Here is a 21,198-nt window from a genome sequence, read left to right as displayed (position 1 = left end):
CGATGTACATGGACCCTATCGCTTAAATACGACAAGGTTCGCCCTAGATTCGGGTTCTCCGTTATTATACTTGCTATTGCCCCGATGACCTTAAAAACCGTGCCAAAGTGCGATCTCCGCTGACATATCCGCAGATTTAAATAGGGATGAACCGGCAGCCAGCACTGTCGCTCCGGCCTTCGCGCACTGTAAACCGGTGCTCCGGTTGATGCCGCCATCGATCTCGATCTCAAAATTAAGCCCATTATTCTTCCGATGTTCGTTCGCCTCGGAAATTTTAGGCAATATCTCAGGTTTGAAGGATTGACCGCCGAAACCAGGCTGTACGGCCATGATCAGTAATAGATCGACATCCGCTAAGAACGGCTTCACCAGAGAAAGATCTGTGCCCGGATTGAGAGAGATACCGGGCTTTTTGCCAAGACGCCTTATCTCGTTCAACGTCTTTCCCATGTCCTCAGTGGCCTCAACGTGCACCGTTATGTAATCCGCCCCGCTCTCAGCGAATTGCTTCAGGTATCGCTCAGGACGCTCGATCATGAGATGCACATCGAAGGGTATCGTAGCGTGGGGTCGTAAGGCCTTGATCACGTCAGGACCGATGGTAAGATTAGGAACGAACATACCGTCCATCACATCTACATGCACCCAATCCGCCCCAGCTCGTTGCAATCGGTGCACCTCCTCCCCTAAACGGGAGAAGTCCGCGGACAATATCGATGGAGCTACCTTGACCATTTTAAGAACCTCGACCGAACGTTCCAGAGATGTCCGGTGTGGTAAAAATACTTTGGATGGGGAGGGGAAGGACCTGCCCACCCATCAAGAGCACCTGTTCAGGGGACGAGGATCAGTGGTATCTTAATGTTCTGACTGACCTGACCCGCAACTCCCCCTAATGAGATATTGGTCGCGGCACAGGAACCTTTGCGGCCCATGATGACCAGGTCGTGGCGCGATGAAACGTTCAATATCACCTCTGGAGGGTTTCCCGTCATTGTGCTGAGACAATATCGGCCGCCCGACTCCTTGATCAAGGATATCCCCGCGTTCGATTTCGCTTTGGCGATGCCATCGATGTCACAGGCCGGTGCGGTCTTCTCCATGAAATAATCGCAATCCATTGGGGTGACCACAACTAAAATGGTCAGATAGGCGTCCATGGGCACAAAAATGTCGCGAGCGAACTCCACAGCTCTCAAGGAGTTTTCAGAACCGTCCACGCAGACCAAGATCTTCAACCGATCGTTCATGCATTCAATATTGGGTGATGAACGCATAAGGATATCCCCGTAGAGGCAATCCTATTATATTGGCCATGAAGGTTCCTGGTGCATGGTGGAACCTCGTCACGCTATCAAGGAGCACAAGACCTGCGACATCAAGGGCTGCGAGGCTGAATCGGAGCGCTCCATTTCAGGGGATGCGGCCGAAGAGGTCGAGCTCAAAGTGGAAGAAGGTCTAAAAAGGGTGCATCTTTGCAAAGAGCACTATAGGGAATTCAAAAAGTTGGCAAAGAAGGACCGTCAACTAGAGGCGCTGGGCCGTTGATGAACAAGAGCTGATCATCTCGAGGGAGTCATCTATGGTATGAAGGCCGGCTATATCCAGGTAATGTCGAGCGCCGGGCTTTCCGGTGCCGCCTTACTGATCCCCAATATGCTCAGGGACGACCTGGGCGCGAACATCATGGAGATCGGCATCATTACCGCCTCCTTCAGCATGGCCCTTTTCATCTCGTCCTATATTTTTGGACGCGCCTCGGACGTGCATGGGCGACGCCTGTACCTTCAGGCCGGACTGGCCCTAACATGCATCTCACTGTTCCTCTTGATCTTCGTCAACAGCGTCGAGACGCTGGCGGTAGTGCGGATCATGGTCGGCCTATGTGCTGGCATTTATCCATCCGCATTGTTGGCGCATGTCTACGAATCAGAAGGAAAAGTGGGTCGTTTCACCGCCTTTGGTAGCCTAGGTTTCGGTGCAGGTACGTTCGTCGCCGGTTTCGTGGGAATCTATTACCAGATATTCCTGATCAGTTCATTGTTGCTCCTGGTGGCCTACATCCTATCCCTTCGCCTATCATTCGGGGAAGAGAAGGTGCATAAGGTGCCGTTCTTCCCCGTTGCGATAATGAAGCACAATTTCCCGGTGTACCTCTCGGTCATGTTCCGTCACACAGGCGCCAACATGATATGGGTCGTCTATCCGATCTTCCTGGCCGACCTGGGGGCCAGCATGCTGTTCATTGGTCTCATGTATGGGGTCAATGCCATGGGACAGTTCATCTTAATGCGCTTCATAGACCGGTTCAACGCAAGATATCTGGTCATGGCCGGCTTCCTGATATCGATCCTTACCTTTCCATCATACACGTTGGTCACCCGGCCCGAGGAGATCATACCGATGCAGATTTCCATCGCCGCTTCCTGGTCCTGTCTCTACGTCGGTTCCATCAAATATCTGATGGAGAGGAACGATGAAAAAGGCACCACCGCAGGTCTGCTGCAGTCATCCCTGAGCATATCCGCCATCCTGGGCGCTTTGTTGGGAGGGGTGACCGTGTTCACCTTGGGCTATCATGGTTCAATGTACATAGCCACCGGTCTGGCGGCGGTCGGGTTCCTCGTGTTCGTCATCGGCAATCGATTTCTTACCCGTCGGGAGAAAATAGTTTTAGATGGCAAAGGGGATGGGGGGACATGGACCTAACATTCCTGGGCACCGGCGGCAGCGTTCCAACAACAAAACGGAACACGGTGTCGATCGCCCTACGTCGGGGGCCGGAGGTACTACTTTTCGATTGTGGAGAGGGGACCCAAAGGCAGCTGATGTCATCATCCGTCTCCTTTATGCGCATCACCAGGATATTCATCACCCATCATCACGGAGATCATTTCCTAGGTCTGCCAGGTCTGATCCAGTCCATGAACTTTTACGGCCGTACTGCAGTTCTGGAGATATACGGGCCCGAAGGGACCGCCGACCTAGTGACCCGATTGCTTGGGCTAGGTACCTTCGACCTGCAATATGAGGTTCAAGGCGTGGACCTGGTCCCGGGACAAATGGTCACTGGGGAAGGCTACCGCATCACTGCCTTCAGGACCACCCATACCATCCCTTCCTTGGGGTTCGCATTCCATGAAGAGGACAGACCGGGCAGGTTCGATCCGCAAAAGGCATTGGACCTCGGGATCAGGGAGGGGCCGGACTTCTCAAGGCTGGTTAATGGGGAGAGCGTGATGGTCGGTGAGGAGCGCGTTGCTCCGGAGGAGGTCATGGGACCCCCAAGAAAAGGATTGAAGATCGTATACAGCGGCGATTCCTCTCCATGCCAGGAAATGTGTGATGCCTCTCAGGGCGCGGACGTTCTGATACATGAGGCCACAGTGACCTCGGATCTGAGCCAGAAGGCCAAGGAATACGGTCATAGCACCTCCAAGGACGCGGCGGTCCTGGCCAAGGAAGTCGATGCAAAGGTGCTCTATCTGGTCCATATCAGCGGGAGGTACGACGATGTCGACCCACTTCTTCTTGAAGCTCGAGGAATATTTCCAAATACGATGATCCCAAATGATCTGGATACCTTCATTGTGAGGAACGAATAGAGATTCATATGTGAATATAAGTCACATCAGCTTGAGCAGATCGGCAGATGTTATTATCCCGGTCATGTCACCGTTCTTGCTCACCATGACCGCGTGGGAACAGCTCAGCAAGGATGTCACCGCCTCAATGGGGGTATCCTCGTTCACAATAGGAAAAGCTTCATCCATCATCTCATTGACATTGAGCTCGACGATGGTCTCCATTCTTTCCCCGTCCCTCAATCTGGTCAGGATTATCATCTCACTTATGCTACCCACATGCTGGCGTCCTTGGAAGACTGGCATTTGGGAAATTCCGCTAGAACGCATCAGGTCAGCGGCGGCCCTGACCTTTTCTGTGGCCTGAACCCCTACGATGTCCTTGGTGGCCAGGTCCACTGCCCTACTTGCCTTGGACCTCCTGCGAGATTCCTCCTGAAGAAAGGTGAATATCTTGGTCACCGCTTCATAACTTCCTTTAATATTCCCTCTTTCCAGCTTTGCTATGGTGGACTGGCTGATCCCGCTTGAACGGGCAAGTTCTGATTGCGTGATGTCCAAGGACTTACGCAGATGTTTGATCTCCGATTCAGGAGGGAACTTCATAATAGATAATAGCTTTATTCATATAAGAATATTTGAGTCAATTACACTTATATCAAACTAGGATTTTCCAATGGCCTACTTAGCCCGGTATGCCCCGGGTCATTCCAATCAATACGAAAAGGTGAAAGATCATGGCAAAAGTCAGTTCAAAGGTCAAGGCTAGCGCGAAACCGGTGGCCCGTAAGGTAGCTCCAAAGAAGCCCTCGAAGAACATCGTTGTGGAAAGCATGTTGTCCACTCCATTGGCCCAGCAGAAGGTCGAATTGGTGGAGCGAAAAGGAATAGGCCATCCAGACAGCATATCTGATGGTATAGCCGAGGCCGTCTCCCGTGCCCTATGCAAGATGTATCTAGAGAGATACGGAGAGATCCTGCACCATAACACCGACCAGAACGAGATCGTAGGCGGACAGAGCGCCCCCAAGTTCGGTGGAGGTAGGATGCTGGAGCCGATCTACATAATGCTTTCCGGAAGGGCAATAACCCAGGTGAACGGTGAGAGGTTGCCGTTCTCCACCGTGGCCATAGCCGCGGCAAAGCAATATCTGACCCGCTTCCCTAATCTGGACACCGAGAACGATGTCATCGTGGATTGCAAGATCGGTAAGGGTTCTTTCGACCTGATCAAGAACTTCGAGGCCTTGGAGGACCAATGCAAGATGGAAGGACATGAGAACCACTGTCTGCTGGCCAACGACACTTCCTTCGGCTGTTCCTACGCCCCATATTCCGAGACCGAACTGGTCTGCCTGGAGACGGAGAAGTACATCAACGGTGCTATGAAGAAGAAGCTCAAAGAGACCGGCGAGGATGTCAAGGTCATGTGCTCCCGAAGGGACAAAGAGATCACCATGACCATCGCCTGCGCCATGGTCGATCGATACATACCTGACGCCGACCATTATTCAAGCGTCCTAGGTGAGATGAAAGAGAGGGTTCTGGACAATGCCACGAAGTTCACCGATTACGATGTGAGGGTGGATATCAACCATGCCGATAACCCGGCGACCGGCAATTATTATCTGACCGTAACTGGTCTGAGCGCTGAGAACGGAGACGACGGATCGGTGGGACGCGGGAACCGCATGAACGGGCTTATCACACCTTATCGCCCCATGTCCATGGAAGCCTCCGCCGGTAAGAACCCCGTCACCCACGTGGGCAAGATGTACAACATCCTGGCCAACTGGATCGCCAACGATATCGTGAAGAAGAGCAACGGCAACATCCTGGAAGCCAATGTGCGTATTCTGTCTCAGATCGGTCGTCACATCAGCGATCCCGAGACCTGCAGCGTTCAAGTGTTCATGGCCCCCGGTGCGGACTTCAAGAAGTGGCAGAAGGAAGCCTACGCCATCGCTGACGAATGGCTAGATAACATTGGTAAGGTGACGGAGAAAGTTGTAAAAGGACAGGTAACGGTGTTCTGAAGCATGAAGCTCGTCGATCTGCCACGCTACGGTCCGGTGCACCGCTTTGGAAACCATCACGTTTACCGCACGTTGATGGCGCTCTCGGACCAGAAACGCAAAGGAAGAAAGCACATAGCGGACGCGGTGGGCATCGGCGAAGGCAGTATGCGGACGATAATCGAGTACCTGCGTGGCCTTGATATGATCGACATTCGGCAGACCGGGGTCAAGATCACTCGCCACGGAAACGACTTCCTATCGAATCTTCCCATCAAGATCGCCAACATCGGTCATGGCTCCATCGCCCTGGGGCTGGAGTGCGTGGCGGTGCAGATGAGCAATAACGGTGACAAGATCAAGATGGGTGTCGAGCAGAGAGACTCGGCCATCATGGCCGGGGCGGATGGCGCTACCACCCTGGTGGTAAGGGGTGGTAAGATGATAGTGCCACCGGACTACGAGCTGGACGAGCACGATCCAGCTATTACCGCCCTGCTTCGCTCCGTATTCAACATCCGTGACGGAGATGCCATAATCATCGGCACCGCCCCCACGGTGGCCATGGCGGAGGACGGAGCATTGGCGGCGGCCTTCGATCTACTTTAACATCCTTTTGATCTCCGTCAAGTCCTCCGTTTCCGGCAGACAGGTGCCTTTGAGGCAAAGGCGGTAGGAAGGTCTTTGACGAACCGCGCCCTTCTCCAGGTGCTCGGCCATTGTGGTCAGAAGATGAGGGTGGTATCCCTCGATATGAAAGTTCCCGGGCCCGAATATCTCCAACGTTTTGCTCATCTCCTTCATGAGGACCCCATTGATGAACATGGCATATGATGAGGGCACTACCCGAAGTTCCTTCAGGAAATGACGCTCGCTGCCCTCCACGACCGATACGATCCTCGCGTCGTTGAACATGGCTGCCAGTTGTACCAATATGTAATAGGCGATGGAATTGCCCGAGGGTGCGGCACCATCATAAAGGTCCTTGATGCGAACCAGTAACAACGGGTCTTCCCGCGACATGAAGAGGCCGCCCTCTTCCTTGTCGGTAAATAGGTTTATCATCTGCTCAGTGAGGACCAGTACCCTCTCCAACTGTTTCGCCTCGTGGGTCAGAAAATACATCTCCAAATGGGCCCAAGCCAGGCATGCGTGGTCATCGAGGAAGGATAGGGCGCCCATATGTCCAATTCGGCTGTTATGATATAGTTCCCCATCGACCACCATCCTTTCCTCCAAGAAGGTGAGCGCTTGTTTAGCCATGCGGAAAGCTCTTTCCGAACCTAGGTAACGATGCGCCTTGCATAGGGCGACGATCATAAGCCCGTTCCAATCCGTCAATATCTTGTCGTCGAGGGCAGGGTCAGGCCGTTGATCTCTTTTCGATCTCATTGTTTCCCGCAGATCAACGTCCCATGCCATTAGGGTGACCGGGTCCATCCCCTTCTTCGTGGCATGTTCGGCTACGAAAGAGGTGAGATGCAGAACGTTCTTGCCCGACCTCATACGGGTCCCCTCATCACGATAATTTCCCGAATCCCAGATCCCGTAGAGTTCCTTGAAGATGACCATGTCCTCCGCGGATAGGAGCGAGGACAGCTCATCGTATGTCCAAAGATAGGTAGATCCCTCCTCGCCATCCGCATCAGCGTCCTCGGAGGAGAAGAAGCCGCCTTCGGGCGAGGTCAAACGTTTTTCCACGTACACTATCAGTTCCTCGGCGGCCTGACGGTATTCCTGTTTGGAGGTGATGGCGTAGGCTTCGGCCAAGGCCATTAATATCAATGCCTGGTCGTAAAGCATCTTTTCGAAGTGGGGCAGGTGCCATCGGGGGTCTGTGGAGTATCTGTGGAAGCCCCCTCCGACGTGGTCTCTGATCCCCCCCTTGATCATGTTATCCAGCGTTTTGATCACCATATCAAGGGCCACTTGATCGTGATGTTCCCTCCAATACCGCATGAGGAAGATCAACTTATGTGGAGAGGGAAATTTGCGTTCCCCGTCAAATCCACCATATTTGGGTTCGTAATCCTCCTTCAATCGCTCCAGGGCGAGCAGTGGTAACATTGAGACATCGCCCTCCTCTGGGTCTCGTTCGAACGAATCGAGCATCTCCAGGACCTTGACCGTCACATCTTTGATATCATCCCTTTCTTCCCGCCAGACCTTGTTCACCGCCGGCACGAGTTCTAGCATGCCGGTCATTCCCTGTTTGGAAAAACGAGGCAGGTAGGTCCCGGTCCAAAATGGGACCCGGTCCGGGGTCATTATGATGGTAAGCGGCCATCCTCCGCCACCGGTCATCATCTGACAGACCTTCATGTACAGGCTGTCAACGTCCGGACGCTCCTCTCTGTCCACTTTGATGTTGACGAACGTCTCGTTCATAAGGCGGGCCACATCAAGGTCCTCGAAGCTCTCCCGTTCCATCACGTGGCACCAGTGGCAGGAAGAATACCCTATGGAAAGGAAAATGGGTCTGTCGAGATCTATGGCAGCTGCGAACGCTTCCTCCCCCCAAGGATACCAGTCCACCGGATTATACGCGTGTTGTAAAAGATAGGGGCTCCTCTCCCCGACAAGACGATTTCCCTTTCTTTCCTCTGCCATGAGTTCCATGAACGAAGCTGCAAGGTAATCTAACTTACCCTTGACACCCGGGCCATTGGTATGGATGGAGATGTGAAATGGTGATATGAACAGACCGGTCGTTCAAGCCCAGGGACGAAAAGAACGAACATCTGCAACCATCAGGGCGGAGGAAGGGATGGTGCTATCATAGTGCAGGCAGATCATTAGTGTACGCCGCATTCTCGATCCCTATGTCGATCTCGATAGTTATCTTCTGATTACCCATACTGGAGTCTCGAATGTTCAATAAAAGGCAAGAAAGGGTAATAAGAGGTTTGGAAATGGTTTGGAAAGCCGGTCGTCACCGACCATTAACCCCTTTGCGTTTTTCCTCCCATTGGTCCGATGGGACTTTCGAATCCCCTTATCCCGTCGAACATCAATGATTATGAAATCATCTTTTAAATAAATTTGTGTGGGGAATAAAATGAAAAAGGGTTTGAAGAGGTTTGATGCGGTCGTTCACCATTTTTCCATCATGGGCATCATTACCCTTTCCGCCATGTTCTCCAGGGTCTCTATTCCAGTGACCTTCTGGGCATAGGGCGTCAGGGAGGCGATGTCCGCACGTTCGATGTACTGGAACTTGAACTTGCGACTGCCGGCCATGAGCTGCTTCAGGCCTTCTCCCACGCGTTCGAAGTAGGTGTACTCGCCAACTGCACCATAGGGTATGTCCTTACCCAATAGTTTTCCAGGGAAGCGGTCCTCGATCTCCTGAGCGTTGATGAAGAAGTGACGGGGGTTGGTGCCGTAGCAGGTAGCGAAACCAGCGGGCAGACTGTTCGCCTCGGCCAGTTTCACGTAGTTGTAGCTCTTCATTACCGTCAACAAAGGAGCACGGGCCATGGCGATGGCCTTCACCAGGGGCCCATCGCCAAGATTGCTCATGGCCATGGACTTGTAGATCTGTGTCTCGTTGACGAAACCACCAGCCATGACCAGGTCGGGTATGAACTTGCCCTTCTCCTTTAGGGCCTTGGCGCACATCATGATCTGTGCCTGAAGATGCACCGTCGGAGTGCTCATCTCGTTCATCATGGGAACCGGGGACATACCAGTACCGCCGCCAGCTCCATCGAAGGTCAGCATATCGATCCTGGCATCTGATGCCGCCTTCATGGTGAAGGCCACTACCTCAGGTCGATAGGCCCCGGTCTTCAAAAAGACATACTTGGCACCCTTGGACCTTAGGTCCTCGACATCCTCGACGAACGACTTGTGCTCAGGGAATCCCACGCGAGAATGCCTCTCGAAGCTCTTGAACGCACCATTCTTGAACGCCTCCTGAACATCCTTGTCCTCAGGATCTGGCAACACCAGGTATCCCCTCTTCTTCAGTTCCAGGGCCCGCTCCAAAGTGGTGAGTCTGACCTCGCCGCCGATGGCCTTGGCGCCCTGTCCCCATTTCCTTTCTATGATGTCCACTTCCAACTTGGACAGCGCGTATTCGTCCACGCCGCCACGCTGGTCCTCGACATTGGTCTGAACGGCGATGCCTCCGTGTTTGCCGTCCCACAGCTCACGGAAGGAGTTGACGCGGAACTCCAGATCGGGGGAGTGAGTAACTTTGCCCTTGCTGTACGTGGACTCGTGGTCCATTCCGCACACGTTCTCGCCCACGGTCTGAATTATTCCACTTATGGCAGCGCCTTTCGCCATAGCATCCCAGTGACGCCTGGCGACGGCAGTGGAACCCAGACCGGCGATCACCAGAGGTACCTTGAGCGGGATGGGGTTCTTAGAATGACTAGCAACATAGGTGGTGACATCGGCGTTCTCAAAGAACGCCTTGTCAGAAGTTGGTTCGATGCCATAGGCACCTATGAGCTCAGCCATGATCTGAAAATGCGACCAGTCGAGATGAAAATCCTTATTGGAGGCGGCAGTGCTCTTTCCGAAGTACTCAGGGATCGGGTATAGGACCTCGCGACCCCGGAAGGCGGATTTACCTACCTCGCAAAGCACGTTGCAATCCTCAACGCAGATGGGGCACATGCCATTGACCGGGCTGATATCCTGCACCCGGGTCTTAGTGCCTGTTGTCGACCTACTGTTTTCTATGGTGTTCAAGGTTGATTTCACGCTCCTTGTAAAACTATATTCTGCTTGGATTGGTTGTCCATATATGAATATTGCCCAAAACAAATTAGATGATTGCTCATTTACATTATATAGTATATAGATAAATGTCTAAAATTAATTGGCCAGTACTAGAATAACCGACTATTTGTCTAAATCATATACATACCGTATGTGAAAACAGATAGGATATGGAGGATAATGTTTATAATCAAAAACAATTAACAATGCCTGGTGTTCCAAGTTGGGTCTTAACGTTAAATATCTAAGTACGATCTGGGGAGCTGCGGTCGGTATCCTAATTGGAGACGTGGTCTATTTTTTAACGGCTGAGGTGTTGGCCTTCCTATTGATCGTACCCTTCGCCTTGATCGGTTACATACTTGGGAGAAGATACTATCGCAAGCACGGTCCCTCCAATGGGATGACTCGAGAGCGTATGTAAACCAAAATTTAATACACCGCCATATCATGATGGGCCAAGGAGTGGGTTCATTTGCCGGACATCAGGGATAAGGTGGAAGATGACCGAGGAATACTAAAGAAGATCCAATTGGTCATACCGGGTTTTCGTGGCTATCGTATCAGGGAGGACATCCGGGATTCCGACCGCATGCTGAGGGCGGAATTGGCCAAAAGACTAGGTCTGCAGAGGACCCAGTTGGAGGAATCCAGAAGCGCCCTGGTGCGCAAGGATCCCATGTCCGATGCATTAGAGGAGATCGGCGGTGTCATCAACCTGTTTAAAAAGATAGAAGGTAAAATGGCCCACGCCGAGGTCGGTTATTCCGGAATATCCGCCGACATTAAGATCAAGGAAAGAGAGCTGGACAGTCTATATGAGTATGACGCCTCCATGATCGAGAGCCTACAATTCATTGACCAGGCCTTGATAAACGTGCCCGAGATGATCACGTCGGGAAACGATAACGACCTGATGTTCGCGATCGATACTGTGAGGTACAGAGTGACGGGCCTCGAGGAACGATTCAATCGCCGAAAGACCGCTATCACTGGAACGGGGTTGTGAACAAATGAGCTTGATAGGTGCAGAGACATTCAAATGGGAGGACGGGGAGAAGCGGAGCAATATCATGTACCGCATGCCCCGCAACATTCGTTTCAATGATAACATAGTGGTGCGGGAGGATGAGATCGCCGTGTTCTACCGGGACGGTAAAGCACTGGCATACCTGGACCGCCCAGACCGTTACGCTCTTACCTCGCTCAACGCCCCCATCATTGGCAAGGTCATTGAGGCCTTATCGGGCGTCAGACAGCATGCTGAGGTCGTTTACCTGCAGAAGAAGGTGTTCGACGGAAAGTATGGCAGCAAGCAACCCTATCAATTCCGGGATGCTGAGTTCGGCATGGTCAACCTCAGGGTCTTCGGTGAATTCCGTTACAAGGTCGGTTCCCCGGAGAACTTCGTCAACCAGTTCTTGGGCACTTTGAACTACGCAACCTCCGCCGAGGTGGAGGAGCGCATCAAGGAGCAGATGGTGGTACTGATCTACAACGCCATCGGTGACATGAAGAACAAAGGCATGGGAGTTGCGGATCTCGCCAGCCAGCTGACCAACATTGAACAGGTAATTCTTTCCAAGACGAAGGACCACTTCGACCTTTATGGCATCATTATCGACAAGGTCTCGGGTATGTATATCTCCCTTCCGGACGAGGTTCAGAAGGCGGTAGACACTCGTGCATCCATGCAGATATTGAACACCAATTACGCCACGTATCAGGCCGGACAGGCCATGCGCGAGGCCGCCACCAACACGTCGGGAGGCGCAGCAGCTGCGGGTGTAGGTATAGGTGCAGGGTTCGGTGCCGGTTACATGATGGTCGATGCCGTACGACAAGGCTCGCAGCAACCCGCCCCTGGCGCGATACCAGCGGTTCCGGCCGCGGAAGCGGTACAATCTACGAACATGGTCCCTTGTCCCAAATGCAATGCGCCAAATCCTTCTGAGGCCAAGTTCTGTCGTAATTGCGGTAACAAAATGCAGGCGGAGAAGATCACCTGTAAAAAGTGCGGTATGGAGGTCCCGGCGGATTCCAAGTTCTGCTTGGAATGCGGACAGCAGTTGAAAGGAAATATGAAATGCCCGAAGTGTGGCAAAGAGCTGCCATTGTCCGCAAAGTTCTGCCCCGAATGTGGTACTGGCATCTAAGGTGTTCAAATGGCCAGCATGAAATGCACCAAGTGCGGGGCACCGGTCGAGTTCGATGTGGGGGACAAGTTCGTAAAATGTTCCTACTGCTCCTCTCAGATCTATGTCGACCGTTCCGGGGCCGGATTCTATTATGCATTACCTTTCGCCATGGGGGAGAACGATGCCATAGGTGTCTTTCGACGCTGGGGCGGAGGCTCAACCAAGGCCAAGGACCTGGACAAGCTGGCCCAGATCTCCTCATTGAAGAAACAATACTTTCCGGTATACATGTTCAAACGGGACGTTAATGGCATGGAACAGGTTCACGTGGAACCTGCCGCCTCCACGACCTTGCCCGGATTGCACAGTTTGAAGGTGCCAGGCGGTGACCTGAAGATATTCGATGATAAGTTCGACAGCTCAGGTGCAGAGCTGGTCAAGCCAGACATCGAAATGACCACCTATCTAAATGACCTGCCGGGAACGGCCAAGGAACAGGCATTGGTCTACTTTCCCATATGGAGGTTGGACTATGTCTTCGAACAGCGCACCTTCGTGGTGGTCATCAGCGCCTCATCGGGCGAGGTGTTCTCCGCCGACTTCCCTCAGCGGAGCTCAGTTGCTTACATGGCCGTGGCCAGCATCGGGTTCGTGGCCTTTCTGGTAGAAGGATTGCTGGTATCGAACTACCCGCTGCCTGCGATGATGATGATGGTAGGGACCGTGGCCGCAGTGTTCCTAGTGGCCAACTTCGTTGCCAGGAGGATGTGACCTTGTCTGTCAGCGTAGGCTTGAACTGCCCCTCCTGTGGCGGTGCCATACAGATCAGTGAGGGAGATAACGTCATCAATTGCCAATATTGCGATTCCCTGCTGTGGGTAGAGGGAGACGCTGGCGTCATCACCATCGCCTATAAGAACATGCAGAACAAGGACAGCGTGTTACGGGCTACGGAGCAATGGTGGCGCAAGGGGTTGAAGGCAAGGGACCTGAAGAAGAAAGGTCGATTGATGGAATGCTATCCCATCTACCTACCTTTCTGGAGCACGACCACCAGGGTCGCTGGATGGATATGTGGATATGAAGAAAGGCATTACACCGATAAGCACGGTAACACCCATACCGAGCGCATACCGAAAGAGGAGATGGTCCTGCGGGACTATCGGTACACTAACATCGCCTGCGACCCCGGCGATCTCGGCATCAAGTACCTGAGGAACAACTCAGGAGAGGTATCGTTCACTGATTTCGAGAGCATTCCGACCTTCGAGAGCACCACTAGCAAGGACGAGACGGTGGAACTGTCCAAACAGCGAGCGATGAGCGATGCCCGGGATGACGCCAACGTGCCGCACGTGACCTTCGAGAAGATGACGGTCATACCGAAGAGGCTGAGCATGATCTATTACCCAGTATGGGTAGTGCGCTATGCATATGGGGAGAGGATGTACATGGCAACGATCGACGGGGTCACCGGCAACGTTCTTTCCGGAAGGGCTCCGGGTGATCCGCTCTACCAAAGCCTAGCGGTGACCGGGGGGACCTCGATAGGCGGTTTGATAGGCGCCGCGGGCTTGGCCTTCGGCATCGGGGCTGAGGATGTGACCATCGCCATAGGTGGGCTTGTCGTCGGAGCTGTGATCCTTGGATTCACCTACATGTTCTTCCGGCACGGTTCGGAAATAATAGACGGTGATTTCGATGATAAGAAATTGGGTAACCCTTTGAAAGGTTTCAAGATCACCGGTACTAAGTGGAGGTTCAACCGATGAAGGTCCTGCAGATCAAATGCCCGCACTGCCAACAACCGATCTATTCCAAGGTCAGGGACCTGGCTTTCTATTGCCCCCACTGTAAGACAATGCACATAAGGGACGGCGGGATCAATGTCATCGATTTCGATGTGGCCGAGTTCCATACGAACTCTCCCCCGGACCGGGTCTATATGCCCTTCTGGCGTCTGTTCTCCGGGTTCACGATAAACCAGTCCAATGTGGCTGGTGGCATGCTGCATAAGCTTGGCCGATTATTGAAGGGTACGGCCAATGGCGGCAACATCTTCATCTATATACCAGCCTGGGAAACGGATGTCGATGAGTTCAAGAGGTGGGCCATGAACTTGACCGAGGCCCAACCCATGTACTCGCTGCGCTTGGACTTCAATAATGTGGAGAGAGCCCCGACAGTGGTTCCCAAGGAAGAGGCGATGAAGATGGCCGATTTCGTCATCGTAACCATGGAAGCGGAGAAACCAGGTACCCTGCAGTACCTCGATTACCAGTTACAGGTCCACGATGCCCGGTTGATATACCTGCCTTTCATAAAAGGTGAGGGCGGAGTGGTACCTGGGTTCTGACATGGGGAGACCTTAGCATAAAAAGATTAAAAAACCACCATTGATAATAGGTGAACATGGCCGAGCTTCGTCTCAGCAAGGGGCTGATCGCTGGTATAATCGCCGCGGTAGCTGTACTTATCGTTGTCATGATGATCATCCTGGCCTATAACGACATGATCGCCAAGGAACAGGAGGTGGAGAACGGTTGGGGCAACATCGAGGCTCGGTATCAACGCAGAATAGAATTGATCCCCGCAGTCAGTGCCGCTGCCAATGCCTCTTTGCTGTTTGAACAGAACCTATTAACGAATATCACTAATGCCAGGACCAACTGGTTAAACTCCAGGGGAGATCCAGCGGCCAACGTTAATGCCACAGAAGAGCTTGATCGTAACATGTTATTGTTCGTAGCTACCTATGAGAACTATCCTGTTCTGCAATCGATCGAGGTCATGAGAGATTTCATCGCCGAGCTATCCTCCACCCAGGGGATGATCGACGCGGCCAGGATATTCTACAATGATGCGGTGAGGGAATACAACACAGCCATACGCAGCTTCCCCAATGTGCTGTTCGCAGGCGCTTTCGGCTTCCAAGAGGCGGTGTACTACTCACAGGGGATGTGAGCTAGGTAATGAACCGCACCGGCCGGGTGCTGTTGGGATCGGCGGCGATCGTGATCGCGGCCCTTCTCATCTTCCTCGTTATAGTCCCGGCCATCTTTCCTCCGAAGGACACGCGTTTCGAAGGCATACCCACCCTGGAATATTACGTCACCGATAATGTCAACGCGCTCTCTCTGGATTCTTACTATTCGGTCGATGATATCTGTTATTTCGTCGACGATAACACCTCCTGCGAGATGGCGGTGCTGATCGTCAATAGCACCCAACCACGTGAGGCCAACGAGTTCGCTCTACGCACCTTTCAATTGAACGAGCTGGGGAAGGCGGGGAAGGATAACGGTGTGCTCATCCTGATCGTCACCGAAACCAAGGAATGGAAGGTGGAGGTGGGATACGGTCTGGAAGGCGTCCTGACGCCCACGTTCGTAAACCGGGTGGCGCAGGACCAGGTGGTCCCCTATCTGGAGGTGGAGGATTACGATAGCGCCGTCTACAATATGGCCCTCTACCTGGGGGCGGAGATCATCGATAAGTATGAGGCGCCGCAGTCCGGAGATCCGGCCTATCCCATCGGCGGCATACCGCTCACCTGGTGGCAGTGGGTCATCGCCATCATCGTGGTGGTAGCAGTTTTGATCGTCACCCGTGGACGTGCTCTGTTCCTCCTCTTCCTATTATTGTCCCGCGGCGGCGGTCGTGGCGGTTTTGGCGGAGGCCGGTCTGGCGGAGGGGGAGCTGGAGGCAGATACTGATGATCATGCCCTACGACCTTGAGGCCATCGAGATATCCTCTCCGCATCTCAGAATATATTGCAGGGGTCTTTCCCCCCTAATCCTCGAAATCATTAATTAAGGTCTTTCCAATCAGGCAGCATCACAAGGTGAACTGATGTCCAGCAGGTCGAGCGAATTGGAGGAGAAATGGCAGCGAAGATGGTACTCTTCCAGAATACACGAAGCTGAGATGGATGGCAGACCGAAGTTCATGCTCATCTTCGCCTACCCTGGGGTCACCGGGTACCTGCATGTCGGGCACATGCGCGGCTACACCTATGTGGACGCCATCGCCCGCTACAAGCGGCTGGAAGGGTTCAACGTCATGTTCCCCGTAGGTACGCACGCCACGGGGAACGGGGCTATAAGCTTGGCCGCCAGGATCGCTCGCAGGGACCAGAAGACCGTCGATTACCTTTGCGGGAACACCTGCCCCCTCGAAATGCTCGACGAGCTGGAGGACCCGATAAAGGTCGTCGAGTTCTTCAACGACGTTTATATTAACCAGTATTGGAAACGCTTCGGTTTCCTGAGCGATTGGAGACGGTTCACCTCCACGATAAACAAGGATTACCAGATGTTCATCAGATGGCAGTTCCGCAAATTAATGGAAAGAGGACTGCTGATCCAGAAACCGTACTTCGCGCCAGCCTGCATATGTCATGGTCCAGTGGCCATCGACGCCTCGGAAACGGACATCCAATGCGGTGGCGGCGCCGAGACCGTGGAGTACACCCTGCTCAAGTTCAAATGCGATGACATGTACCTGGTCGCCGCTACTTTACGACCGGAGACCGTTTTTGGCCAGACCAACTTCTGGGTGAACCCTGAGGCCGATTACGTCAAAGTTAACGTCAACGGCGAGGTTTGGGTGGTCAGCGAGGCCGCCTTTAAAAAGCTCACCTATCAGAAGGACGGCCTGGAGAGATTGGAGGAGCTGAAAGGTACCGATCTCATAGGCAAGAAATGCGTGGCGCCGATGGTCCATAGGGAGATATTGACCTTACCAGCGGACTTTTGCGACCCCAACGTCGGGACCGGCCTGGTAACGTCCGTTCCATCCGATTCTCCGGATGATTGGATATCCCTGAGGGCCCTTCAGAGGGATGAGACGACCCTATTGAAGTTCGGCCTTGATGTGGATGAGGTTCGTGCTATAGCGCCAATAGCTATCATCGAGATGAAAGGTTGGTCCTCTCTGCCAGCGGTGGAAGTGACGGAGAAGATGGGCATCGAGGCTCCTGGAGATCCCCGGCTGGAAGACGCCAAGAAGCTGGTGTACAAGGAAGGTTTCCATACCGGCCGGATGAACCAGACCGCCGGCGAATACGCCGGCCTCCCGGTGATGGAAGCCAAGGATAGGATGAAGCAGGTAATGCTCGCATCTGGAGAGGCTGATGTCATGTACGACCTCTCCGAGACGGTGATCTGCCGCTGTGGCGAGCCGGTGGTCATCAAGAGGGTCGATGACCAATGGTTCATCGACTATGCCAATCTGGAGATCACCGAAGCGGCCAAGGAACAGGCCCGGTCCATGGACATCTTCCCGGCGGAATATAGCATCAACATCCATGCCGTGCTGGAATGGTTCCGTGAACGAGCCTGCGTTCGCCAGGGAAATTGGATCGGGACACGTTTCCCGTTCGATGAGAAATGGATCATCGAGGCCATCTCGGATTCAACGCTCTACCCTCTTTACTATGCAATATCGAAGTTCGCCAACGATGGACGGTTAAAGGCCGAGCAGATGACCGAGGAGTTCTTCGATCTGGTTGTTCTAGATAAAGGTTCGTTCGAGAAGGTCAGTGAAGTAACTGGCGTAACCGCGGAACTGCTGCATCAGATCCATGACGAGGTGCATTACTGGTATCCGTTGGACATGAACCTCGGTGGCAAGGAGCACATGACCGTGCACTTCCCGGCATTCCTGTTGAACCACGTGGCCATATTGCCGCCGGAGATGCTCCCGAAAGGGATATTCGTCAACTGGTACATCATCGGAAAAGGAGGCAAGATATCCAAGTCGAAAGGTGGTGCCCAACCGATCCCAGGAGCCGCGGAGAAATATGGGGTCGATGCTCTGCGCCTCTATTACGCCCACATTGCCTCACCCTTCGCCGATGTCGAATGGGATAACGAGGCGGTGGAAAGCTATACCGCCCGCACCGAAAAGATGGAACGGACCTTATTGGACCTCATGACCTTGAATGGCATGCCCAATGATGTGGACGGGTGGCTCATATCACGCATGGCCAGCCGAGTGCTTCGAGTCCGTGATCATATGAAGGGTTACGACCTGCGCTCCTTGGCCACCGAGGTATATTTCGAAGCGTTCAACGATCTTCGGTGGTATCAAAGAAGAGGCGGTTCCAACTCCGTGACGATCTCGCGGGTGATGGACATGCTGCTTCCATTGATGATGCCCATCACACCTCATACCGCCGAGGAACTGTGGGAATCTTCCGGGCGGAATGGAATGGTCTCATCGGCCGCGTTCCCCCAGGTGCAGGAAAACGATGTCGATATCGCCAAGGAAAGGGCTGAGGAGTATCTCAAGGCCATGATGAACGATGCCAATGAGATCCTCAAGGTCACCGGTATCAAACCCAGCAGGATGCTGTTGTATACTGCGGCCCCTTGGAAATACCGGGTGATGAAAATGGCCCTGGACCTGTCGGCAAAGAACGAACTGCAGATACCCACTTTGACCAAGGCGGCAATGACCGATCAGGAGATACGCGGTCACGGCAAGGGTGCCTCGGACTACGCCCGAAAATTGGCCGAGGAATTCATGAAACGCTCCGCATCGGAGATCGAACGGACGGGGCAGAGCTTTGACGAGCACGCCTTCCTTTCCGGCTGCCTCAATTTCCTGAGCGAGGAATACAATTGTCACGTGGAAGTACATGTAGCCGGAGAACCTGGTACACCAGACCCGCAAGGGAAATCTCGCCAGGCCGTACCGGGACGCCCGGCCATCCTGGTTGAGTGAGCTTAATCGCCCCAGCGGTGGAAAAGCTCGTGCGGCTGGTCCAACTGGTCCAATATCTTGCCGACCAGAAAGTCCACCAGCTCCTGAATGCTCTGAGGCTTAGGATAGAAACCCGGACTTGCCGGTAGGATGCACGCCCCATCCTCGGTCAATCTTAATGAGTTACGCAGCATGATCGCGCTCAATGGGGTCTCCCGAGGGACGATGATCAATTTTCTCCTTTCCTTCAAACACACCGCCGCGGCTCTGGTCACAAGATTGTCGGCAATGCCATGGGACACTTTGGCCAAGGTGGATTCGGAGCATGGACAGATCACCATGGCCTGGAAACGATGGCTTCCCGAGGCCACCGGGGCAAAGAGCTCGTCCTCGTGGTATACAGCATCGGCCAGGGACTCGACGTCAGAGACAGAATAGGGGGTCTCCGCCTCGAGGATCCTCTTGGCCGTCTCCGTTATTATGAGCGCCTTCTCCCCCTCAAGCTTCTCTAAAAGCCTAATACCATAGATGATGCCGGAGGCTCCGGTTATCGCGACGACGGTCTTCACGTTTCCAATTAAGGATTGACGCATATTTCAAATCATTCGCTGACATCATTTTATATCCGCGTTGCGATTTGTCATCCACAGCATTCATTTCATAATGACGGAAATTTGCTGAGCTACCGGCCCTTTCTGGACAATGGTACCAGGCGGGGCGCTGCTGGACAAAACTCTTTTATATAGGTACCATATTAGTGGCCGAACATACCCTTTGGTCTAGTCAATATCTAAAATTCATTGAGGTTGGTTAATATGGTTACGGTCTATGATGCGCCCTCCGATAAATTGATTGAAAATGTGGCCCGGAAGTTGAAAGACTCTGGGGCAGTGAACCCTCCTGAATGGGCAGAGTTCGCTAAGACTGGCGTACATACGGAGAAGGCGCCAATTCAACCCGACTGGTGGTATACCAGGGCTGCTTCGGTTCTTAGAAAGGTCTATGTAAAGGGCCCCATCGGCACCTCCAAGCTTGCTGCTGAATACGGTGGATTCGTCGACCGCGGCTCCAGGCCTAACAGGGCCGTCAAGGGAAGCCGTTCAGTCATCAGGAAGTCCCTGATGCAGTTGGAATCCTCCGGATTGGTGGCAAAGAACAAGAACAACGGACGCATGGTCACACCCAAGGGACAGGCCCTTCTTGACAATGCGGCCAAAGAAGTCGTCGACTCCATTTGAACGAGGTGATACACCGTGGAAGATGCTGAACTCTCTGACCTGCGTCGGCGTAAGATGGCTCAACTGCAACAGCAGGGAGAGAATCAGGCCGCGATGGAACAGCAGTCCCAGGCAATGGAGGCACAGAGGCAAGCAATTCTTCGCCAGCTGTTGACCCCCGAGGCCAGGGACCGCCTGGCCAACGTCCGGATGGCCTATCCGGATATCGCCCGCTCCGTCGAGGAGCAGCTCATCAGACTGGCTCAGGCCGGTCAGATAAACTCACAGATAGACGAGCCCACCCTGAAGCAGATACTCAGGAAGGTATCCCCTCAGAAGAGGGAAATTAGCATTGAGAGGTTATAATATGGCACGCAACAAGCACGCCGCCATGAAGGCACGATTGATGAAGAAGATCAAACAGAACCGCCGTGTACCGGCATGGGTCATGATGAGGACCAGCCGTACCTTCCTACGCCACCCTATGAGAAGGAACTGGCGCCACAGCAAGCTTAAGGAGTGATGGAAATGGCAGAGGAGAAAGAGTCCGTCTACAACATACCGATGATAAAGACCAAGATGGTCCCTACCACCGGCCGGTCCAATAGAGCTGTGAAAGAGATAAGAGAGTACGTCGCCCGACATATGAAGGCCGATCAAAAGGACATTTGGATCGACCCCAAGGTCAATGAGGCCATCTGGGCTCAGGGAAGGACCGCACCCCCAAGCAAAATGCGTGTGAAGGCGGTACGTTTCGAGGATGGCCTGGTCGAGGTCTCTCTCCCGTCCGAGTGAGAA

The 21,198-nt window shown here is 53.3% G+C and carries 23 protein-coding genes; 17 read left to right on the top strand and 6 right to left on the bottom strand.

What is annotated here, in order from left to right:
* Nucleotides 1-90: 90 nt before the first annotated feature.
* The gene (rpe, locus tag VMW85_06895) at nucleotides 91-738 is read right to left on the bottom strand and encodes a ribulose-phosphate 3-epimerase (protein HUT27753.1); all 648 of its coding nucleotides are present in this window, start codon (nucleotides 736-738) and stop codon (nucleotides 91-93) included.
* A gap of 98 nt (nucleotides 739-836) precedes the next feature.
* Entirely contained in the window at nucleotides 837-1,253 is a 417-nt protein-coding gene (locus VMW85_06890; GenBank protein HUT27752.1) for a universal stress protein, read from the bottom strand.
* 82 nt (nucleotides 1,254-1,335) lie between these two features.
* Between VMW85_06890 and VMW85_06885 the strand changes: the two genes are divergently transcribed.
* Genes VMW85_06885 through rnz form a run of 3 tightly spaced genes read left to right on the top strand, consistent with a single transcriptional unit; the run spans nucleotide 1,336 to nucleotide 3,608 of the window.
* Nucleotides 1,336-1,551 carry a hypothetical protein gene (locus tag VMW85_06885; GenBank protein HUT27751.1) on the top strand — a complete coding sequence of 72 codons (216 nt, stop codon included), beginning with the start codon at nucleotides 1,336-1,338 and terminating at the stop codon, nucleotides 1,549-1,551.
* Nucleotides 1,552-1,590: 39 nt separating this feature from the next.
* The gene (locus VMW85_06880; GenBank protein HUT27750.1) at nucleotides 1,591-2,712 is read left to right on the top strand and encodes an MFS transporter; all 1,122 of its coding nucleotides are present in this window, start codon (nucleotides 1,591-1,593) and stop codon (nucleotides 2,710-2,712) included.
* Complete coding sequence (rnz, locus tag VMW85_06875; protein ID HUT27749.1) at nucleotides 2,703-3,608, top strand: ribonuclease Z; 906 nt, start codon at nucleotides 2,703-2,705, stop codon at nucleotides 3,606-3,608. The genes VMW85_06880 and rnz overlap by 10 nt, the downstream gene beginning before the upstream one ends.
* A gap of 21 nt (nucleotides 3,609-3,629) precedes the next feature.
* Here rnz and VMW85_06870 read toward each other — a convergent pair whose 3' ends face one another.
* Nucleotides 3,630-4,193 (bottom strand): CBS domain-containing protein, encoded by a 564-nt coding sequence (locus VMW85_06870; GenBank protein HUT27748.1) that lies wholly within the window; start codon nucleotides 4,191-4,193, stop codon nucleotides 3,630-3,632.
* A gap of 131 nt (nucleotides 4,194-4,324) precedes the next feature.
* Between VMW85_06870 and VMW85_06865 the strand changes: the two genes are divergently transcribed.
* Together VMW85_06865 and VMW85_06860 are read left to right on the top strand one after the other, a co-directional pair.
* Complete coding sequence (locus VMW85_06865) at nucleotides 4,325-5,623, top strand: methionine adenosyltransferase (protein ID HUT27747.1); 1,299 nt, start codon at nucleotides 4,325-4,327, stop codon at nucleotides 5,621-5,623.
* 3 nt (nucleotides 5,624-5,626) lie between these two features.
* On the top strand, nucleotides 5,627-6,211 hold the full coding sequence (locus VMW85_06860; protein HUT27746.1) for a DUF4443 domain-containing protein: 585 nt from the start codon (nucleotides 5,627-5,629) through the stop codon (nucleotides 6,209-6,211).
* Here VMW85_06860 and VMW85_06855 read toward each other — a convergent pair.
* Entirely contained in the window at nucleotides 6,203-8,221 is a 2,019-nt protein-coding gene (locus VMW85_06855; protein HUT27745.1) for a thioredoxin domain-containing protein, read from the bottom strand. The genes VMW85_06860 and VMW85_06855 overlap by 9 nt on opposite strands.
* 474 nt (nucleotides 8,222-8,695) lie before the next feature.
* Nucleotides 8,696-10,306, bottom strand: coding sequence for an FMN-binding glutamate synthase family protein (locus tag VMW85_06850; protein HUT27744.1), 1,611 nt, complete (start codon nucleotides 10,304-10,306; stop codon nucleotides 8,696-8,698).
* Between the two features lie 505 nt (nucleotides 10,307-10,811).
* Here VMW85_06850 and VMW85_06845 point away from each other — a divergent pair.
* The 8 genes from VMW85_06845 to leuS all read left to right on the top strand — a co-directional run bounded on the left by VMW85_06845 (nucleotide 10,812) and on the right by leuS (nucleotide 19,204).
* Entirely contained in the window at nucleotides 10,812-11,345 is a 534-nt protein-coding gene (locus tag VMW85_06845; protein ID HUT27743.1) for a hypothetical protein, read from the top strand.
* 4 nt (nucleotides 11,346-11,349) lie between these two features.
* The gene (locus tag VMW85_06840; GenBank protein HUT27742.1) at nucleotides 11,350-12,492 is read left to right on the top strand and encodes an SPFH domain-containing protein; all 1,143 of its coding nucleotides are present in this window, start codon (nucleotides 11,350-11,352) and stop codon (nucleotides 12,490-12,492) included.
* Between the two features lie 9 nt (nucleotides 12,493-12,501).
* Nucleotides 12,502-13,245 (top strand): zinc ribbon domain-containing protein, encoded by a 744-nt coding sequence (locus VMW85_06835; GenBank protein ID HUT27741.1) that lies wholly within the window; start codon nucleotides 12,502-12,504, stop codon nucleotides 13,243-13,245.
* Between the two features lie 2 nt (nucleotides 13,246-13,247).
* Complete coding sequence (locus VMW85_06830; protein HUT27740.1) at nucleotides 13,248-14,246, top strand: hypothetical protein; 999 nt, start codon at nucleotides 13,248-13,250, stop codon at nucleotides 14,244-14,246.
* A complete protein-coding gene (locus tag VMW85_06825; protein HUT27739.1) occupies nucleotides 14,243-14,830 on the top strand; it encodes a hypothetical protein in 588 nt (195 codons plus the stop codon). The genes VMW85_06830 and VMW85_06825 overlap by 4 nt, the downstream gene beginning before the upstream one ends.
* 56 nt (nucleotides 14,831-14,886) lie before the next feature.
* Entirely contained in the window at nucleotides 14,887-15,438 is a 552-nt protein-coding gene (locus VMW85_06820) for a LemA family protein (protein HUT27738.1), read from the top strand.
* Nucleotides 15,439-15,446: 8 nt separating this feature from the next.
* Nucleotides 15,447-16,190 carry a TPM domain-containing protein gene (locus VMW85_06815; GenBank protein ID HUT27737.1) on the top strand — a complete coding sequence of 248 codons (744 nt, stop codon included), beginning with the start codon at nucleotides 15,447-15,449 and terminating at the stop codon, nucleotides 16,188-16,190.
* A gap of 137 nt (nucleotides 16,191-16,327) precedes the next feature.
* Nucleotides 16,328-19,204, top strand: a complete 2,877-nt coding sequence (leuS, locus tag VMW85_06810; GenBank protein HUT27736.1) for a leucine--tRNA ligase — start codon at nucleotides 16,328-16,330, stop codon at nucleotides 19,202-19,204.
* A 2-nt stretch (nucleotides 19,205-19,206) separates the two neighbouring features.
* Here leuS and VMW85_06805 read toward each other — a convergent pair whose 3' ends face one another.
* Nucleotides 19,207-19,752, bottom strand: a complete 546-nt coding sequence (locus tag VMW85_06805; protein ID HUT27735.1) for a UbiX family flavin prenyltransferase — start codon at nucleotides 19,750-19,752, stop codon at nucleotides 19,207-19,209.
* A gap of 246 nt (nucleotides 19,753-19,998) precedes the next feature.
* On the opposite strand from VMW85_06805, the gene VMW85_06800 reads away from it, so the two are divergent.
* The 4 genes from VMW85_06800 to VMW85_06785 are packed head-to-tail and all read left to right on the top strand — an operon-like array spanning nucleotide 19,999 to nucleotide 21,195.
* Complete coding sequence (locus VMW85_06800; protein ID HUT27734.1) at nucleotides 19,999-20,421, top strand: 30S ribosomal protein S19e; 423 nt, start codon at nucleotides 19,999-20,001, stop codon at nucleotides 20,419-20,421.
* A gap of 15 nt (nucleotides 20,422-20,436) precedes the next feature.
* Nucleotides 20,437-20,766, top strand: coding sequence for a DNA-binding protein (locus tag VMW85_06795; GenBank protein ID HUT27733.1), 330 nt, complete (start codon nucleotides 20,437-20,439; stop codon nucleotides 20,764-20,766).
* A gap of 1 nt (nucleotide 20,767) precedes the next feature.
* Nucleotides 20,768-20,923, top strand: a complete 156-nt coding sequence (locus VMW85_06790; protein HUT27732.1) for a 50S ribosomal protein L39e — start codon at nucleotides 20,768-20,770, stop codon at nucleotides 20,921-20,923.
* A 5-nt stretch (nucleotides 20,924-20,928) separates the two neighbouring features.
* Nucleotides 20,929-21,195 (top strand): 50S ribosomal protein L31e, encoded by a 267-nt coding sequence (locus tag VMW85_06785; GenBank protein ID HUT27731.1) that lies wholly within the window; start codon nucleotides 20,929-20,931, stop codon nucleotides 21,193-21,195.
* Nucleotides 21,196-21,198 lie beyond the last annotated feature (3 nt).

This window comes from Methanomassiliicoccales archaeon, assembly GCA_035527755.1.
GTDB lineage: Archaea > Thermoplasmatota > Thermoplasmata > Methanomassiliicoccales > UBA472 > UBA472.
Note: the sequence above shows the minus strand (reverse complement) of the source record. Positions and strands in the feature narration are given on the sequence as shown.